Consider the following 18,689-nt stretch of genomic DNA (forward strand, 5'->3'; position numbering starts at 1 on the left):
TCGTAGGCAGACGGGCCGTTCGCCGCCGGATCATGCAGCATCTTCCGGCAGGCGCGGCAGCCAATCCAGGCTGGCCGATTCCGCGCAGGCGGGTCGACAGCAAAAGGGGTCTAAACAGAAATGCGTTTCGATATCGAGTATTTATCTTTCTTCGTCATCCAGGTGGAAGGCCGCGAAGGCCAGGGAGCGCGAGGGTACAAACATTATCAGACCCTGGACGACTACGATTACGAAGACAGTCCGGTCAAAAAGTTTTTGGATAGCGAATTTTCCCGCATCGCCAAACGGAAAGTCGAGAAAAATCCGCTGACCGAGCAGGCGCCGACCAAAATCGGCACGTTTATCGTGGAGCCGGGCTACGAACTGGACAGCAATCCGAACTTCAACATGCTCAACCGGATGCGAACCGCGGACGGCAAAGAAGATTTCAAAAACGCTTGCGACGATCTGGTGCGCAATTATCTGGATACCGGTTCGGTACGGGGCGGCGCGCTGGTCCTCACCCGGGCCAAAATGACGACGCATTCCGACGATCCGTTCATTTTCGTCATGAAATGCGATTTCGAGAACAAAATCGCGCGTATCTCGGACGAGCAGAACCTGATCGACGAAGTCGAAATGGCGATCAGCACCAAAAGCATCAAATCGATCATGTATCCGCATATGCCGGAAGCGGGCATGACCGAAGAATGGGAGCTGAAGATCCACCAGCCTTCGCATGCCCGCTACTTCGAAGACTTCCTGAAATTTGTCGTCTACGAGCAGTCCATGCCGGAGATCGTGAACGAACGCGTCATGGAATTCGTGCAGACTTACGTCGAAGAGAAATGGCCCGACGAGACGAGCGAAGAACGCCAGCGAGAGGAACACGATCTGGAATTGTGGACCGCAAGCGACAAGCGGGATATTCAGGGCAAATGGGAACCGGAGCAGGTCATGGAGACGGTGGAACGGATTACCGAGTTCCAGCCGGACATCGAAGTGCGCTTCAAGCTTGGCAATACGCAGATCAAAGGCCTGCTGGCCGATTTCGGCTACGGCGTGCATATCACGCGCCTGAACGGCCGTTACGCGGTCATTCTGGAAGGGGAATCGTTTACGTTCGACAAAGGCCATTCGCCGATCGAACTGCTTCAGCCCGACGATTTCGAGGCGGTGGCCAAGCGTCTGCTCGAACGCAGGGACGAGCCCGGCGACGGTCTGCCTTACTAACATCCGGAGGAGGAGACGCCTTTGAGCACGCGCGGCAGCCGCGACCCGCTATCGGGAGTTCGCACCGAAATGTCGGGCGGAGGCGTACGCTTTTTGTCCGAACGGGAAAAATCGCATTACGCGGCGATTGCGCTCGAAGCGATCGCGCGCGTCCGGCCGGATATCGAGCCGGACGAACTGATGCCGGTCCGGGCGCTGGAGCTCGACAACGACGAGATGCTGCTGGAGTATGCCCGGCAGCGGGGCGGCATTCCTTTTTACCGCGGACCGCGCCTGTTTCTGCGGATCGCGGTCTCCGGCGAGTTCCGCGACCTGCAGACGGATTGGGCGCCCTGCCGGTTCGACGACCCGGACGCGGCCGCCGGTCCGCCGCCGGAGCCGATCGGGCCGCCCGAAGAAGCTTCGTGCCTGCGCGGCGCCTATTCGCTGGACGCTTCGGGTGTCCGGCCGTTCTATCTGTTCCCGCCGCGCGCCTACGACCGGACCGGGCAGCGGATCGGGCAGAGCGAACGGCTCGGCCCGTGGGAATGGATCGACCTGCGGGGATCGGCCCCGCCGAAGCGCAGTCCCGCGGCGCCGATCCGGCCGCCGCAGGCGTCGATTCCGCCCGCGGATTCGCGGCGGCCGGAACAGCCGCTGCCGCTTGAGCGCGACGAGATGCGGCGCGTGCGCGCGGCCGTGCTCGATTATTTGCTGCGCGGCGCCCGGCCGCGGGCGTACCGCTGGGCTTTTCTCGCGGGGCGGGAACGCTCGTCGTTCCGTCCGCTGGCCGGCGGATTCGTGCATGTCCGCCTGTATCGGCTCGTGAACGGGCTGCCCGTGCTCGGCGCCTGCCTCGACCTGTACGTCGAGCGACGGACCGGACGGTTATCCGCCGCTTCGGACGAACTGCATTTTCGCCGCGTCCGCAGCGAACGGTTCGCCGAAGTGTTCGCCAAGCCGCGGCTGTCTCCGGCTGAAGCGTGGAACAAGCTGCGGGAGCAGATTCGGATTCTGCCGTATTACGCGCTCGGCGACGGCAGCGCGGGCACCGGCGATATGAAGCAGGCTTCGCTGATGTGGGTCGAAGAGAGCGAATTCGTGTGCGAAGCCGTGTCCGGCGAACTACTGCGGGCCGAACCGGTTCGCTTGTAACGTCAAAAAACCCGATTCTCCATAAGGAGAATCGGGTTTTTCGGTCATGGATAGCGGACCCCGGCTTGTTGGACGTGCCGGGCGGCCACTTTCCAAAAAGAGTTTACAGATTGACTTTGGCAATTTCCGATTTGAGCTTGTTCGCCGAAGCGTTGAGCAGTTCCAGTTCCTTGTCGTTCATCGGAATTTCCAGATGCTCGCGCACGCCGGAAGCGTCGACGACGCACGGGAGACCGAGGTAGACGTCGGAGATGCCGTGGTAGTTGTCCAGCAGCGTCGAGACGTTCAGCACGGAGCTTTCGTTTTGCAAAATCGCCGTCACGATCCGGTCAAGCGCCAGCGCGATCGCGTAGTACGTCGAGCCTTTGGCGTTGATGATCTCGTAGGCGGCATTCTTCGTGTTGTCGAAGATCTGGTCCTGATCACCGGTCGACAAGTTGAGATCCGCGCCGGCGACGTTCGCCATGCTCCAGACCGGAAGTTCCGAATCGCCGTGCTCGCCGATAATATGGGCGTGAATGCTGCGCGGGTCCAGGTTCTTCTGCTTGCCGATCAGGTAGCGGAAGCGCGCGCTGTCGAGCAGCGTGCCCGAACCGATGACGCGGTGAGCCGGCCAGCCGCTTTTCTTGTATGAGACGTACGAGAGAATATCGACCGGATTCGTCGCGACGAGAATGATGCCGTTATCGTTGTATTTGACGATATTGCCGATGATCTGGTCGAAGATGCCTGCGTTGCGGTTGAGCAGATCGATCCGGTTCTCGCCCGGACGCTGCGCCGCGCCGGCCGCGATGATGATGACGGCCGCGTCTTTGCAGTCGGAATAGTCGCCGGCCCAGACTTTGACGCCGCCGACGAACGGAAGCCCGTGATTCATGTCGAGCGCCTGCCCCAGGGCAAGCTCCTTGTTGACGTCGATCAGAACCAGCTCGGTCATCCGCTGCCTAAGCAGAAGCGTGTAGGCTGTCGTGGCTCCCACGTCGCCCGTGCCAATCACGACGACACGGCGGGAACGCGTGGATGAAGTTGTCATGTCCAATTCACTCCAATTCTTTAATTTAGTGAGATGAGAGGAAGCATAAAGAGATCCTCTTAACTTTTAACCAGTCTACACGGTAAAAAGCCACCTGTCACGGAATTGGCCCAAAACTCTTTTCGCGAACATTGTCGATTTTTGCTATAATTCAAAAGGGTTTGCCCAAGTATCCGAAACGTTTTCGGTTGGAAAAGAGGTTGAATGATTATGCGCGGGTTCGCAATCCTGCTCGGATTCAGCCTGACCGGCGTCCTGCTGCACGAAGGACTGCATCTGCCGCTGCCGGGCAATGTCATCGGGCTGCTGCTGTTTTTGTCCGCGTTATTCGGCAGGGTCGTCAAGTTGGAATGGGTGGAACAATCGGCGCGCCTGCTGACGAGCCATCTGCTGCTGTTTTTTATCCCTTACGTGATCGGCGCCGCGGCGCTGTTTCCTTTGCTCGGCGCAAGCGCGGTCTCGATCGTGGTCGGCGTTGTCGGCAGCACGTTCGCCGTCCTGTGGGTAACGGGCATCGTCGCCCGCAAAGCGTCGCCCCGAGAAGAGGAGGCGGACCATGAATCATTTTCTGCATGATCCCCTCTTTGGCCTCACCTTAACAATCGGTGCCTACGCGATTGCCCGGGGCGTGCATGCCCGGCTGCCGTGGCTGCATCCGATTCTGGGCAGCAGCGCGATCATTCTGGCCGTGCTGGCGCTGCTGCGGTTCCCGATCGCCGACTTCCAGGGCGAAGTCGACCTGCTGACCGCGCTGCTCGGTCCGGCCACGGTCGCGCTGGGCGTGCCGATCTACAAGCACCGGGCGCTGATCCGGCAGCGGATGGCCGCGGTGCTGCTGTCCGTGTTGGCGGGATCGGTGATCGGGATCGTCAGCGCCGGCCTGCTCGTGTACGTCACGCACGGTTCGCGCGAAGTGCTGCTGAGCATTTTGCCGAAGTCGGTCAGTTCGCCGATCGGCATCGAAATCTCGCGCGCGCTCGGAGGCACGCCGGAGCTGTCGGTCATGTTCAGCGTCGTGACGGGCGTGCTGGGCGGCGTGCTCGGTCCGGCTGTCCTGCGCCTGGCCGGGCTGCGCGATCCCGTCTATTTCGGGCTGGCGATGGGCAGCGCCGCGCACGGTTTCGGAACGGCGCGAAGCTTGCAGGAGTCGGAGACGGCAGGCAGCTTCGCCGCGCTGGCGATGGGGCTGTCCGGCATCGTCACTTCGCTGCTGTTCGTGCCGGTCTATATCTGGCTCGGGCAGGGCTGAGCGCCGCGGAGACGCTCGGTATCTTTTATGCTATAATGACGAAGGCATTGCGCGGTTACAGGATTTACGGGCGCTTCAAGCGCTTTTACTTCGGAATCAAAGGGGGCGGGCCGCGATGCGTATCGGAAGAAGGGTGCTTCTGCCCCTGCTTGCCATGCTGATCGTGCTGGCCGGATGCAGCGGAGACACCTCCAAGGAGGACGCGGTATCCCAACCGGCGGTACAGGATCAACCGACCGAAGACGGCGGAGGTCAGGAAATCACGCTTGTCGAACCCGAAGAGGGCGGCAGCGCGAACGAATATGAACAATACGTCGTCCAGACGCGCCTCACCGAGATGCATCTGTTCAACGGCAAGACAGGCATGGCCTGGGGCTTGACCCGCAGCGCCCTGCGTGTCTATCTGACCGGCAACAACGGCAAGAACTGGGTGCCGCTGTCGCCGTCGGAACAGATCGCGTTCTCGACGGTGCCGGAATACGGCAAGGAAGTGTTTTTCACCGATACAGCGCACGGCTGGATCGTGCGCAGTTCGGGGCTGTCCGAAGAGACGCTGGTGCTGCGCACGGCGGATCGCGGAGAGAATTGGGCGCTGTCCACGCTCGGGCGGACGGACGAACTGCCGGCCGCGTTTTATTTTACCGATAACGAAAAAGGCTGGCTGATGACGACCAAAACGTCCGACGCCGCAGGAAGAGAAGACAAGACGCTGTACCGTACGCTGGACGGGGGAGAGAGCTGGACGCCGGTCATGCGTACGGCGAGCGGCTCGCAGCCGGGCGGGTCGTCCGATCCGCTGCCGGAAATCGGCTATCTGTCGGGCATGCGCTTCGAGTCCGACGGCAACGGCTACGCGACCCTGCTCGAACTCGGGAAGCCTTCGGTCTACCGGACGACGGACGGGGGGCGCAACTGGGTCAAATCGTCTTCTTTCTTCGCCGGCGAGAAAACGATCGGCGAATGCGATGCCTACCTCAACGGCAAGCCGCAGGCTTACAAGAGCGGTTCGGGTTCGTGGGTGCCGGTCGGCTGCAAGCAGCGCGACACGGTGCAGTACAGCGGGGCCTTCACCCAGAACGCAGGCACGGGCTGGAAGCATGTTCCGTTCGACGTGCCGGCGCAGGAAGCGCTCAACTTCCAGATCGCGCCGGTCTTCCTCGACCGGATGAACGGATGGATGGTGCGCGGACCGCTCGTGTATCGCACGACGAACGGCGGCAAGAACTGGAAGGCGCTGCCGCAGAGCAAAAAGCTTCAGGAGAATATGGACAAGTATCCGGAGATTTTCCAGGTAGAGTTCGTGACGGACAAGGCAGGCTGGATCCTGATCGGCAAAACCGAACTTCGCCGTTCGCTGCTTATGCAGACGCTGGACGGCGGCATGACGTGGAACGTGATCTGATCGGCACTCGGCAGGAACATCGACAAAACGCTCTCAAGCAAGAGGGCGTTTTTCATTTTCTTTTGTTGATGTGAAATAAATCACATACATCCATTCGAAAATGTGTTATTTTTTAAATATAAAGAATGTACACAAACAAAAACCAACGAGGAGTGATCTACATGACCACTGCAACCCAACAAATGACCCGTAACTATTTGACGCTCTGCTACAACTGCCAGGACGCCCATCTCTGCGATACCGAAGAACAATGCCTGACGTGCTGGACGGAACAAGGTCTGCTGGACGAACAAGAAGCCGAGCCGGTCGAGACCCAAGCGCTGCTGAACCTGTACTACGCTTAACTTCGAACGCCTCAAGACCTGCAAGATGCAGCGAAGCGCGCTGTAACAAGTGAATACATTCACATTAAAAAAAGAACAAGATCTCCGGATCGAAAGTCTTTCGCCCCTATCCCGCGGAGGACTTTTTGCCGTTTGCGGACGGAGGCTCCTTGATAGGCGGCGTTTGCGCCGGCCGGCCGTTTGGTTAATAATACGGTGAAAAGAAAAGGAGCTGACAGCGACATGGACTTTGAATCGATGACGGTGATCGTAACCGGCGCCGCCCAAGGAATCGGACGCGCCGTTGCCAAGAGTTACGCGGAAAAAGGAGCACGGGTCGTGCTTGCCGATACGCAGGAACCCGAAGGAGCGGCCGCGGCCGCCGAGATTCGCAGCGAAGGCGGAGAAGCGATCTTCGTGCCGTGCGACGTCTCGCAGGAAGCGGATATTACGCATCTGATGCGCGAGACGATCGAAGCGTTCGGGCAGATCGACATCCTGATCAACAACGCCGGATTCGGCATTTGGAAATCGCCGTACGAACTGACGGTCAAAGAATGGGACGACGTGCTGAACACGAATGTGCGCGGGACGTTTCTCGCGACGCGGGAAGCGGCGCTGCATATGCGCAAGCACGGCAAAGGGTCCGTCGTCAATCTGTGTTCGACGCGCGCCCATATGTCCGAACCGAACTTCGAAGCGTATGCCGCTTCCAAAGGCGCGATTCTGGCGCTCACGCATTCGCTTGCGATTTCGCTCGGCGACGACGGCATTCGGGTCAACTGCGTGAGTCCCGGCTGGATCGAGACCAAAGAGTATGACCAGCTGCGCGAAGAAGACCACAAGCAGCACCCGGCCGGCCGCGTAGGCACGCCGGACGATGTGGCCCGCGCCTGCCTGTATCTGACGCATCCGGACAACACGTTCCTGACAGGAACCGAACTGGTGCTGGACGGCGGCATGACACGAAAAATGATTTACGCGGAATAAAAGACGATTATTGTCGAAAAGAAGCGGACAGCGTATCATGTGCTGTCCGCTTTTTTGACATCAAGCAAGCTTTGGACGGTTTTTTGTCATGCAGGATGTAAAAATAAGGTTTGAAGGGTCCGTATCCGGGTAATAGGAAGAATACGGAGCATCTGACTACACTCTAATCGCAATTTTGCCTTCTCCCAAGTTGCATGTACGGACGGTCGGACGTGAACGCGGCTTTATCTACTTCGCGGACATCCGCGCAAAACACGAGGAGGAATTGAGATGGAATACTTATATTCGCCGGTGACGTACCGGATCAGCAGCGGCATGACAGGCAGAAGCGGAGCGGGATTCCGGAACCCCGTGGCGAGATCGGGCGCACCGATGATCGATGCCTCCATTCCGCAGACCAACTACGATCAACCGAACGTGATGGCTACACTGCAGAACAATCTGGGCCGCACAGGCACTTTCTATATCGTACCGGGCATGAATGCGGGACCGGGAGTGACTTCGACTTCGATTCAGGGGCGGCTTGAAGCGGCAGGCAGCGACCATATCGTCCTGAGCGCGGACTTCGGCCAACGCATGGTCGTCACGCTGAGCTGCATCGATTACGTCGTCTTCAGCGATACGACGGGCTATTTCTATTCCGGCAACGAAGCTTTCTTTGCAGGCCAATAATCCGACAGAGGATGAAGCACTCGTCCTCATTCCGGAGAAATCGGGGTTTCCTTCCATGAATGCCAACAGGTAAAAGACCTTTTCTGACGCATAGGCGTACGGAAAAGGTCTTTTTGATGTTCCGATTTTGGCGGTTCAGGCATTTTTGAAAATGATAGGTTTGGAGATTTAGAGGTTAGACGTCGATGACATAAGTCGTCACCGAGCCGGGAATCGCTTCGGCGACAAATCCGTCCCTGTCTCCGTGAACAGCGTCCAGCTGCGCCAGATTCTCGTCCGCCGTCGTCCGGTAAGCGCGGACGACGATCGGCAAAGCGGAAGCCGCAAAGTCCCGGCCTTCGATCCGATACCGGTAATGCACGGATTCCGTATCGCTGTCGTTCAGCGTGACGATAACCAGGCGCCGCCGGGAAGGATCGAACGCCGCGACCGAACCGGCTCCGCCGCTGCGCAGAATGACGCTGCCCGGACGAATAAACCGGCTGTAATTGCCAAGCGCGTAATACTGCTTGTACAGGGCGTAATCTTCCGATTCGTTGTGCTCGAACGGAGCAAAGATCAGGCCCCACGTGCTGACGTCGCTCTCGACGGCCTGCCAGTAGACCCACGCTTCGGCCCGCATGTCGTTCAAGTCGCGCGCGATACCGCGCGCAAGCGGCATTACGCCGTCCATCGACTGCGGATCGACGGTCGGATGCTGCCCGTTCTCGTAGCCGACTTCCGACATCCACAGCTTTTTGCCGTCGGCGGACACCGCGTCCCTCAGAGGAAGAGGATCGTGTTCGGGATCGGGGTACGTGTGCGTATTGACCTGCGCGACATACTCTTTGACATCAGGCGCGAAAGCCTGCCACGTCTCCAGCGCCATCCGCACAAGCGATTCGTCGGAAGCGCTGATCGCCGTCTCCGTCAAGCCTTTTGCCGCAAGCGCGGCATGCACTTCCCGAATGACCGCCTGCTGCTGCTCCGGCCCGATATGGGCGCCTTCCTGCTTGGCGATCCGATACTTCCACCAATCGGCGACCGGTTCGTTAAACGGCGCCAGCGTGCGGAAAACAAGTCCCCATTCGTCGCGGAAATGCTTGACCGTCTCCGTCAGGTAATCGGCAAATTCCGTTTCGCTTCCGACGCGCAGATTGCCGGTTCCGTCGAGGCCGCCTGTCGTGCACCCGTCCGCGCCGTCTTCGGCATGCGGATCGTACGAACCGGTCATCCACCAGGGAGGACTGTTGGAAAAAGCTTCGAAAATCGGCTGCTCCGCGATCTCCCGGATCTGCTGCGCCACAGCGCGCTGGCGGGCATCGCGCGACCAGTCCCACGACCGGTCTTCGTTTTGATACGACAAAATCGCTTTGCCGTAATGCAGGTACGGATCGTGCTCGTCCTTCGTGCCGCCAATGTTGTAGCGCGCGATGTTGAGGCCCAGCCCTTTTTCCGCGTCGTACAGCTTCTCCACGATTTCCGTGCGGCGCTCTGTACTCCAGCCGCCGACAACGTTGGCCCACCAGGCGAGGGACGTGCCCCAACCTTCGAAAGTCTGCTGCTTCGCGGACAGGTCGACCGTGATCGGAATGACTTCTTTTTCCACCCGAATCCCTCCTTCAAGCGTCTCGTTCAGCCTCAGTATACCTTCAAGTGAGCGGATACAAAACGAAAATTTTCGGACAGCGTGCAGGATTATGCGCGCAGCCCCCGAATCGAACAGAAAGCCAAATAAGGAAGTCTTCATGAAAAAAACGGAAAGGTCGTGAACTCCATGAACCTGCACGAAATCGCGCAAATCGCACCTTCGCCGCGGCAGTTGAACTGGCAGCGGCTCGAATTTTACGGATTCATCCATTTCGGCATGAACACGATGACCGGGCGGGAATGGGGAGAAGGGCATGAAGATCCGGCGCTGTTCGATCCCGACCGGCTGAACGCGGACGAATGGGCGGCGCTGCTCCAAGCTTCCGGCATGCGCGCGCTTATTCTAACCTGTAAACATCACGACGGATTCTGCCTGTGGCCAAGCCGCCATTCGGCGCATACGGTAGCGAACGCGCCGTGGAAGGGCGGCCGGGGCGATCTCGTACGCGAAGTCTCGGACGCCTGCCGGCGCCGCGGCTTGAAGTTCGGCGTCTATCTGTCGCCGTGGGACCGCACCGAGAGCCGCTACGGAGAAGGCGCGCCTTACGACGATTTCTACGTGAACCAGCTGGAAGAACTGCTGACCGGCTACGGCGAGATCGCCTGTGTCTGGCTTGACGGGGCGAACGGCGAAGGACCAAGCGGGAAGCGTCAGTCCTACGATTGGGACCGTTACTACGACACGGTACGGCGGCTTCAGCCGGACTGCGTCATCAGCGTCTGCGGACCGGATATTCGCTGGGTCGGCAACGAAGCGGGCGAGACGCGCGCCGAAGAATGGAGCGTCGTGCCGGCCCCGCTGCGGGACGCCGAGAAGACGGCGGAGAAGTCGCAGCAGGCCGACGACGGCGCTTTTTCGAGGTCTTTCGATTCGATGGAAGCGGATCTGGGCAGCCGGCAGGCGATCGCGGCGTACGACGGAGACTGGGTCTGGTATCCGGCGGAAGTCAATACGTCGATCCGTCCGGGCTGGTTCTACCATGCGGAGGAAGACGACCGGGTGCGCGGCGCCGACGAACTGTTCGGGATTTACGTGAACGCGGTGGGCGGCAATGCGACGTTCCTGCTGAACGTCCCGCCGAACGCGCGGGGCGAGATCGCGGAGCCGGACCGGGCTGCGCTGCTTGGGCTGGGAGAGCGGATTGCCCGGCTCCAAGACGACTCGCTCATGCGCGGAGCGGCGTTTGCCGTCTCCGGCCGCGCCGGCGCGGAAGACGGGCTGTCGGCGGTGGCGGAGGATCTGGCGCGGTTATCCGCCGCTGCGTCGGCAGATGCGTCCGGCCGCGCAGCCGGCAGCGGGATTTTTCCGTGGAAGCCGGCCGCAGGGGAAGCGGAGCCGTGGGTCGAGTGTTCGCTGCCGCAGGAGAAGTCGATCGACGCGGTATCGCTCGGCGAACATCTGCCGGCCGGGCAGCGGATCGAAAGGTTCGAGATCCGGGCGTGGACGGAGACCGAACCGGACTTCGCGGAAGGGCCGGCACGCCGAGAAGAACGACCGGCGGGAACTTGGGTGACGGTCGCGCAGGGAAGCGTCGTCGGCTATCGGCGCATCGTCCGCTTCGCTCCGGTCCGCACGGCGAAGCTTCGCGTCGTCTTCACCGGCTATCGGGAATTCCCGACGCTGTCGCACGTTCAGGCGCACGCGCTGGGGGCGAACGAATGATAGCTGAATGACGGCGATCCGATTGGGTACAAAGCCGGGCTGGTGCAACGCGTGAACAAAATGCTACTATATATAGAACGGAAATTGTTAAGCGAGGCATACATGCACGGGGAGGAACTACGATGACCAAGCTCCAAGACCTGCTTCGGACCGACCCCGACGAGGAGCCTTTCGAACTTTCGCAGCGGTTGTTGATCCGGCTTCAGGGCTTTGTGCCCGAACCGGAAGGACGCGAGCTGATCGAAGCTTCTTTTGAATGGATGGACGATTTCGAGCTTGAGGAAGAAGCCCAAAAACGCGTGGACGAACAGATCAACGAAGCCTGGTCGATGTTCGTTCTGCTAACCGCCGAGGAACGCGTCTGGTTCTACGATAAGATGCTGGCCGTATTGGAAAACGAAACGTTTCGCGAACCTCGATCGGCGCGCAAAACGGCCAAACTGGCCGAATTGTTCGCGCTGCGCAAAGCTTCGCTGGAAAGCTCGTACGCGCTGCGGGGCGAACTTCGCCTCAACCACGGACGCGTACTGTCTTTGCTTGGCCGGTGGGTCGGGCAGGGGGCGGCTCTTGCGCCGGACGATCCTGTTCGCCAGTGGCTTTCGCGCGCCGCCGCAGCGGTGTTCGAAATTTATTTCAACCATCCGCATTACATGGACGACGACGATCTTCGCAGCGAAGCGGCCGGGCTGCTGCCGGAACTGATCCGCGCTTTTTATCCGGCCTGCAGTCCCGTACATGTCTATCTGCTCGGCTATCATGACCGTTATATGGTCGAACTTGCCGAATTGATCGACTTTTACATGAAGCTGGAACGGCCCAAAGAACGCAAGGGCAAAGCGTATCCCGGCTTGGCAAAAGCGTTTATGGGAGAAGGCGCGCCGGCGCTGGAACGGGGCATCGGGCCGGTGCTAGACATTCTCGCGCAGCGCATGCCGGCATGGACGGACGCGCAGTTCGACGAGTTTATCGACACGTTCGTCTATTATCCGCTGCTTCGGCAGCCGCTGCTCCAGATCGCGCGTTCGCCGGATCGCCGTCTGGTGCTCGACCTGGTCGCCGGGCAGAACCGGCAGACCGAACGCGAACGCCAAGCGGCGCAGACGCTTCGGGAAGCGAACCGGGTCGTGGCCCGCATCGCGGCCGATACGATGCCGAGCGGCGAAGGCGGGGTACAGTTCCGCGATTTCAACTTCAAGCTGTCGGTGATCGAAGAATTGATGTACAAGCAGCACGTGCTGCAGCCCCGCTTCGATATCGGCGTGTTCGTGCAGGAATACGCGCTGCGCGAAATTTCGATTGCGGCGGAAGGCGACCGCCCGATTCCCGAAATCCGGGAATATTTCGAACGGCTCGTCCTGACGGAGCACGATCTCGCCCGCGTGACCAAGCTGGTCATCGCCGGCGGACAGCAGGTGCATCACCAGATCGTGCCGTTCGGCAGCGGGGAAGACGGTTATTTCGACGTGCATTCGCTCGAAGATTTGTGCCATCTGCCCAATCTGCGCGTATTGCAGGCAATCGGCCTGCTCAAGGCCGATCCGTCGCCGGCGATCGAACGCGGGCTCATTTTGATACAGGAATAGGACATCGGCCGACATCGGCCGGTGTTGAAGGAAAGGACGTGCGGATTTATGAACAACGAAGAGAACCCTAAGCAGGACCGTCATCCAAGCGACGATCGGGAACGCGGCCAAGACGACGGTCAAAGCCTCAACCCGGATTCCGATCGCGCCAGCGGAGAGGAAGAGGAAGCGGAAGCGACGAAGGCTGCGGCGTCGAATCCTTTTAACGAAGAAGCGTGGAATCGGGAGACTTACGAAGCGTGGGTGCAGCGGTTCGGAACGCCCGAAGAAGCCGCCGGGCGGATTGCCCGGCAGCCGCTCAAGTCGCTCTCGGTGCTGGGCGAGACGATCGGCGATCCGGCGGGCCTGCGGATCATGAACCTGATGGGCTCGAACGGCAGCAAAGCGGTCGCGCTCGCGCTGCTCGGCGCTTCCGTCACCGTGGCCGATTTCTCGCCGGGCAACCGTAAGTACGCGCTCGAGCTGGCGGAGTCCGCCGGAGTGCCGCTTGCGTATCTCGTCTCCGACGTGCTGAAGCTCGACACGACGGATCTGGCCGGCACGTTCGACGTCGTCGTCGCGGAGATGGGCATTTTGCATTACTTTACCGACCTTTCGCCGTTCATGGGTCTGGCCCATACGCTGCTCGCGCCGGGCGGACGCTTTGTGCTGCGCGATTTCCATCCGGTCTCGACCAAACTGATCTCGTCCCGGGGCACAACGGCCAAGATTCGCAAGCACAAAGTGGACGGCGATTATTTCGACGCGACGCTTGAAGAACAGGATGCGTCTTTTGCCAAATATGCGGAAGGCGAGACCGCCAAAGTGCGGCTGCGCAAATGGAATCTGGGCGAAATCGTCACGGCGGCGGCGCAGGGCGGGCTGATCGTATCGAGCCTGACCGAAGAGCCGAATCTGTCGGGAGACAGCTTCGACAAAGGCATTCCCAAAACATTTACCTTAATTTCGCATAAATATTCAGACAAACTGTCGTAAAAGCGTGCAGGAAGGCGCCGCGAACGACACAAGTGAGAATGAGGCGAGCAGATCGGCCCTAAACCGCTTTTAAGGCGGTTTTTTGGCTTTTTTGAGCTTTGATTCCTATTTTGCTGCGGATAACTTGCACTTATAATGATAGTTACAGCTAAAAAAGAAACGGAGTGAACGAAATTGGGGAGTTGCTAGCTCGGGCCTTGGGACCGCAAGGTAAACAGTCGTCGAGGACGGTTATTCAACATCATATAGGAAAACGAAGGAGGTGGACCCGTCTTCTCGCAGCATGACGCTCGTCTGAGCGGCGCGGAAAACGGGATGTATATTGACTAGTGACCCCTTGCCCGGTTGGTTAAGTATTTTGATGGTCGTGCTGCTTGTCGGGTTGAACGGATTTTTCGTAGCGGCGGAATTCGCGATGGTGCGGATCCGGGAGAGCCGGATCGCCACGCTGGCGGACGCCGGAAGCAAACGTGCCGGATTCGCCAAAAGCATGGTCAACAATCTGGACGCTTACTTGTCGGCGTGCCAGCTCGGCATTACGCTCGCTTCGCTTGGCCTCGGCTGGATCGGGGAACCGGCGGTCGCATCGTTTTTGCGCCCGCTGTTCCACGCTCTGGGCTGGACCAACGAAGTGGCGATTCACGGCACGGCCGTGGCGATCGCGTTCGTGCTCATCACGGTGCTGCATATCGTGATCGGGGAATTGGCCCCGAAATCGATGGCGATTCGCAAACCGGAATCGGTGGCGATGATCGCGGCGGCTCCGATGGTGCTGTTCTACAAAACGATGTTTCCGTTTATCTGGGTATTGAACGGCATGGCGAACGCGCTGCTGCGCGTGCTGAAGATCGAACCGGCGTCCGAGCTCGACTCGGCGCATACCGAAGAAGAAATCCGGATTCTGGTCAAAGAAAGCAACAAAAACGGGCTGATCGACAACACGGAGATGGCGCTCGTCGACAACATCTTCGAATTCGCCGATACGACGGCGCGGGAAGTCATGATTCCGCGGACCGAGATGATCTGTCTGTACACGAATCTGTCGCGCGAAGAAAATCTGGAGACGGCTTACGACGGCATGCGGACGCGTTATCCGGTCTGCGAGCAGGATAAAGACCATATTATCGGCTTTATCCATATCAAGGATCTGATGCGTTCGCCGGAAGCCGATTACGACAGCCTGATCCGTCCGATCATCGCGGTGCCGGAATCGATCCGCATCAGCGAGCTGATGAAGTTGATGCAGCGCAGCCGCACGCAGATCGCGATGCTCGTCGACGAATACGGCGGTACCGCCGGTCTGGTCACGCTCGAAGACATCATGGAAGAGATCGTCGGCGAAATTCAGGACGAATTCGACGAAGAAGAACGTCCGGAGACGGAACAAGCCGGCGAGTTCAGTTATTCGATCGACGGCATGATGCTGATCGAAGACGTGAACGACCAGTTCGGCTTCGAACTGAATTTCGACGATTATGACACGATCGGCGGCTGGCTCTACGCGAGAATCGACGAGCTGCCGCCGCAAAAAGGCCAGTCGGTCGACCATGAAGGCTGTACGTTCATCGTCGACGAGACGGAGCAGAAGCGGATCTCGCGCGTGCGCATCCTGAAGCCGCTGCCCGAAGCCGACCGGATGCCGGAGCGCGAAGACTGCGCCGAGGACGCGCCGATCGATGGGGCACCGGAAGTGACGAACGAAGCGCGGGAACCGGAAGACAACTTCGAAACGGAACCCGTGGCGGCCCTTGCGGCCAAACGGATCGAAGCGGGCGCCTGAACCGGAAACGCATGAACCTGATTGCCTATACCTTGGATTCAAGCCCGCCGGCCGCAAGCCCGGCGGGCTTTGTTGTCTATATGGGGAACTTTCCGCGTCCGTCTGCGTATCGAAGCATGCGGAGAGCGCCGGGCCGGGCGCGAAGGACGTTCATTGACTTGGCCGAAAAATACCGCTACGCTGGGACGTATGGAGGGATCGATGATGGAGCTGAACGAAGGACACGAAGCACATGAAGGAAGAAAGGAAGACCGGTTCAGGCGCCTGCATCCGGACTGGATCGCCGCTTCGCGGCTCGGTAGCGCTTACTTCTATGCGATTCCGCTGCTGATCGCGCTCGCGCTGACCGTACTTGGCGCCGTTTTCGACTGGGCGTGGCTGCCGCTGTGGGTCGGCGGGCTGGTGACGCTCGGCTTTGCGCTCCTGTTCGCTTTTGCGGTGTTCCGGGTGCCGGTCATTTTGTATCGCCGGTTCGGTTTTGCCGTATTCGAGGAAGAGATCGAAATCCGCAAAGGGCTGTTCATCATCACCGAGACGCTGATTCCGATGACCAAAGTGCAGCATGTGGAACTGGAACACGGTCCGATTTTGCGCAAATACGGTCTGGCCGAACTGAAGATCGTCACCGCGGCGACGACGCATTCGATCGCGGGCCTCAAAGCGGAAGAAGCCGAGCAGCTCAAAAGTTCGATCGGCGAACTGGCGCGGAGGACCGAAGAATGAGCGGGCCGAAGCGGATGTCGCCGCTGTACGTCGTATTCGCCATGCTGAAGGTGCTGCGCGGCCTCGTGCCGTTCGTCGTCATCTTCGGCGTCCAGGTCGTCGCGAGAGGCGAAATCACGCCGGCGGTGTACTGGATCGCCGGCGGCGCCCTGCTGCTGCTTCTGCTGTCGGGCGTGCTGGAGATCTTCGGCTGGAAGCGATTCACGTACGAAGAAGAAAGCGACCGGATCACGATCCGCAAAGGGCTGATCCAACGCAGCGAGAAGATCATCTACTACTCGCGTATTCACTCCGTCAGCCAGGAGCAGCCGCTGATCCAGCGCCTGCTCGGCGTCGTGCAGCTGAAGATCGAGACGCCCGGCGGAAGCGAAGGCGACGCCGTGCTGCCGGTGCTGCCGCGGCGCGAGGCCGAGCGCCTGCAGCGCGCGCTGAATGAGCGCGCCGCCGCCGATCCGGCGGCAGGCGGTCCGGCCGATGCGCCGGATCAAGACGTCCGCCCCGCAGCAGGCGGACCGGGTGCGACCGGCGCGGAAAGCTTCGCCCCGCCGGACGCACAAGCGCCGGAAGCCGGCCCGGCCGAAGGCGGGCTTCCGGCGCCGGAGCGGCCGGCCGCCGCTGCCGGGCGGCCAAGGGCGGCCGAGCCGGTGCTGCTCTACCGGCTCGGCCCGGGCCGCCTGTTTCTGGCGGCGCTGACCGAATTGAATCTCGGTCTGGCTGTCGCTTTCGTGGCGGGCATCGCCTCGTTCGCCGACGACCTGCTGCCGGACGCCTGGATGAATACGATTGTCACGAACGCCCAGGCGTATCTGACCGGCATCCGGGCGATTCTGATCATCGCGGCCGCCTCGCTGCTGTTCGCGTGGATGCTGTCGCTCGTGCTGTTCATCGTCAAGTTCGCCGGCTTCTCGCTGTACCGCGACGGCGAACGGCTGTCGATCCGCTACGGGCTGCTCGAACGCAAGCAGTTTCTGTTCGATCCGGCCCGGGTACAGGCCGTCACGGTGAGGGAAGGCTGGCTGCGCCAACTGCTCGGCTATGCGCACGTCGAGGTGAACGTCGTGTCTTCGTCGTCGGAAAAAGAAACGCCGGCGCTGCATCCGTTCATTCCGCGGTCGCAGATCGCGAACCTGCTGGAGCGCACCGTGCCGCAGTTCGCTTTCGCCGGAGCGGAACTCCGGCCGCCCAAGCGCGCCCTGTGGGGCTATATCCGCACCGGCCTGATCCTGACGGCAATCGCGGCGGCCGCTCTGATCTATTTCTTCCCGCATGCCGGAAGATGGGCGCTGCTGCTTATTCCGATCGCGCTGGGGCTCGATTATTGGAGCTTCCGTTCCAGTGGGGCGGCTCTGGACGGGCAGCGGCTGACGATCGTCAACCGCGGCATCGCCAAGCAGACGCACTGCACGCTGAAACGGCATATCGTCGCTTTTCACGTCGGCGGCAGCCGATGGCAGCGCAATGGGGAGATGCTGAACGTCAAAGCCCATCTGCTCGGCGGGTCCGGCGGGTCTTCGATCGGCGTGGCCCGGCTGAAGCAGGCCGACGCGCAGCGTCTGTACGAATGGTACAGCCGCAAGCGAAACGAACCTCTTTTATGAAAGTTTTTCAAATAAAATCATAAAAAATGGAGAAAACAGGAACCTTTTCGGTTCCTGTTTCGTTATATAGCTATACTGCACATGTACATATGAAAAGGAGAATGAAAATGAACAGATACGGACCCCGTTCGTTTTTCAAATTCTTTGCTATGCCTGCCGCGCTTTTGATCGTCGCTTCCCTGGTCGTCCCGGGTACCGGACAAGCGACCGAAATGGAGGAGACGCAGGAGCTGTCGCCGCCTCAAATCCAGCTGCCGATCGGACTGCCGCAGATGCCGGGCGCGTTGACGTCGCCGCCGCCTCTGTCGCCGTCCCTGGATGCCATGCAGGAAATGACGAACAACAAATATTTGAAAAACGGAACGAGCAGCATTCGGGCCGAAGGCCGGTCGTCGCTGCGCCTGTCCGCGGCGACGGTATGTTCGTCCGCCGCTTCCCGATCCGGCGTCGCCTTGTCGCTTCAGCGATGGGACGGCAGTGCCTGGGTATCGGAAAACACGGCGACAGCGATCAGCGAATCTTCGGGTTCGAGCATGCTCAATTTTTCCAAGCAGGTGCAAAAAGGGTATTACTACCGCGTCCGCTCGGACCATTGGGCTTCGGGCGGAGGACTGCGCGAGACGAGCACGCTGTTCAGCAACACGCTGCTGTTCGCGAACTGAACCCGAATTTCGGCTCGATGCGCAAAAGCAAACCGCTCCCCGTGAAGGGGAGCGGTTTTGG

Annotated in this window: 17 protein-coding genes; 15 read left to right on the top strand and 2 right to left on the bottom strand. The window is 60.1% G+C overall.

The annotated features are described in order from the left end of the window. The first annotated feature begins 120 nt into the window (after positions 1–120). A complete protein-coding gene (locus FTE24_RS04735; protein ID WP_141449863.1) occupies positions 121–1,212 on the top strand; it encodes a DUF3900 domain-containing protein in 1,092 nt (363 codons plus the stop codon). Positions 1,213–1,233: 21 nt separating this feature from the next. Next, on the top strand, positions 1,234–2,346 hold the full coding sequence (locus tag FTE24_RS04740) for a hypothetical protein (RefSeq protein ID WP_150229135.1): 1,113 nt from the start codon (positions 1,234–1,236) through the stop codon (positions 2,344–2,346). A gap of 103 nt (positions 2,347–2,449) precedes the next feature. On the opposite strand, the gene FTE24_RS04745 is transcribed toward FTE24_RS04740, so the two are convergent. Next, complete coding sequence (locus tag FTE24_RS04745) at positions 2,450–3,379, bottom strand: L-lactate dehydrogenase (protein ID WP_150229133.1); 930 nt, start codon at positions 3,377–3,379, stop codon at positions 2,450–2,452. 210 nt (positions 3,380–3,589) lie between these two features. Between FTE24_RS04745 and FTE24_RS04750 the strand changes: the two genes are divergently transcribed. The 6 genes from FTE24_RS04750 (at position 3,590) to FTE24_RS04775 (ending at position 8,015) form a co-directional block, all read left to right on the top strand. Next, positions 3,590–3,955 carry a CidA/LrgA family protein gene (locus FTE24_RS04750; RefSeq protein ID WP_202111754.1) on the top strand — a complete coding sequence of 122 codons (366 nt, stop codon included), beginning with the start codon at positions 3,590–3,592 and terminating at the stop codon, positions 3,953–3,955. Further along, positions 3,936–4,628 carry an LrgB family protein gene (locus FTE24_RS04755; RefSeq protein WP_150229129.1) on the top strand — a complete coding sequence of 231 codons (693 nt, stop codon included), beginning with the start codon at positions 3,936–3,938 and terminating at the stop codon, positions 4,626–4,628. Before FTE24_RS04750 ends, FTE24_RS04755 begins: the two co-directional genes overlap by 20 nt. Positions 4,629–4,743: 115 nt before the next feature. Next, positions 4,744–6,030, top strand: coding sequence for a hypothetical protein (locus tag FTE24_RS04760; protein WP_150229127.1), 1,287 nt, complete (start codon positions 4,744–4,746; stop codon positions 6,028–6,030). Positions 6,031–6,191: 161 nt separating this feature from the next. Next, a complete protein-coding gene (locus tag FTE24_RS04765) occupies positions 6,192–6,374 on the top strand; it encodes a hypothetical protein (RefSeq protein ID WP_150229125.1) in 183 nt (60 codons plus the stop codon). Positions 6,375–6,596: 222 nt separating this feature from the next. Then, positions 6,597–7,343 (top strand): SDR family NAD(P)-dependent oxidoreductase, encoded by a 747-nt coding sequence (locus tag FTE24_RS04770; RefSeq protein ID WP_150229123.1) that lies wholly within the window; start codon positions 6,597–6,599, stop codon positions 7,341–7,343. Between the two features lie 270 nt (positions 7,344–7,613). Next, complete coding sequence (locus FTE24_RS04775) at positions 7,614–8,015, top strand: spore coat protein GerQ (RefSeq protein ID WP_150229121.1); 402 nt, start codon at positions 7,614–7,616, stop codon at positions 8,013–8,015. A 175-nt stretch (positions 8,016–8,190) separates the two neighbouring features. Here FTE24_RS04775 and FTE24_RS04780 read toward each other — a convergent pair whose 3' ends face one another. Continuing rightward, positions 8,191–9,603, bottom strand: coding sequence for a glycoside hydrolase (locus FTE24_RS04780; protein ID WP_160441652.1), 1,413 nt, complete (start codon positions 9,601–9,603; stop codon positions 8,191–8,193). 168 nt (positions 9,604–9,771) lie between these two features. Between FTE24_RS04780 and FTE24_RS04785 the strand changes: the two genes are divergently transcribed. The 7 genes from FTE24_RS04785 (at position 9,772) to FTE24_RS04815 (ending at position 18,628) form a co-directional block, all read left to right on the top strand. Beyond that, complete coding sequence (locus tag FTE24_RS04785) at positions 9,772–11,307, top strand: alpha-L-fucosidase (protein ID WP_150229117.1); 1,536 nt, start codon at positions 9,772–9,774, stop codon at positions 11,305–11,307. 122 nt (positions 11,308–11,429) lie between these two features. Further along, positions 11,430–12,890 carry a DUF6892 domain-containing protein gene (locus FTE24_RS04790; RefSeq protein WP_150229116.1) on the top strand — a complete coding sequence of 487 codons (1,461 nt, stop codon included), beginning with the start codon at positions 11,430–11,432 and terminating at the stop codon, positions 12,888–12,890. 48 nt (positions 12,891–12,938) lie between these two features. Further along, entirely contained in the window at positions 12,939–13,865 is a 927-nt protein-coding gene (locus FTE24_RS04795; protein WP_150229114.1) for a class I SAM-dependent methyltransferase, read from the top strand. A gap of 361 nt (positions 13,866–14,226) precedes the next feature. Beyond that, entirely contained in the window at positions 14,227–15,645 is a 1,419-nt protein-coding gene (locus FTE24_RS04800; protein WP_150230646.1) for a hemolysin family protein, read from the top strand. A 153-nt stretch (positions 15,646–15,798) separates the two neighbouring features. After that, positions 15,799–16,368, top strand: a complete 570-nt coding sequence (locus FTE24_RS04805; RefSeq protein ID WP_237401639.1) for a PH domain-containing protein — start codon at positions 15,799–15,801, stop codon at positions 16,366–16,368. Further along, positions 16,365–17,966 (top strand): PH domain-containing protein, encoded by a 1,602-nt coding sequence (locus FTE24_RS04810; protein WP_150229112.1) that lies wholly within the window; start codon positions 16,365–16,367, stop codon positions 17,964–17,966. Before FTE24_RS04805 ends, FTE24_RS04810 begins: the two co-directional genes overlap by 4 nt. A 107-nt stretch (positions 17,967–18,073) precedes the next feature. Continuing rightward, positions 18,074–18,628 (top strand): hypothetical protein, encoded by a 555-nt coding sequence (locus FTE24_RS04815; RefSeq protein ID WP_150229110.1) that lies wholly within the window; start codon positions 18,074–18,076, stop codon positions 18,626–18,628. Positions 18,629–18,689 lie beyond the last annotated feature (61 nt).

The organism is Saccharibacillus sp. WB 17 (genome assembly GCF_008634075.2).
Classification (GTDB): Bacteria; Bacillota; Bacilli; order Paenibacillales; family Paenibacillaceae; genus Saccharibacillus; species Saccharibacillus brassicae.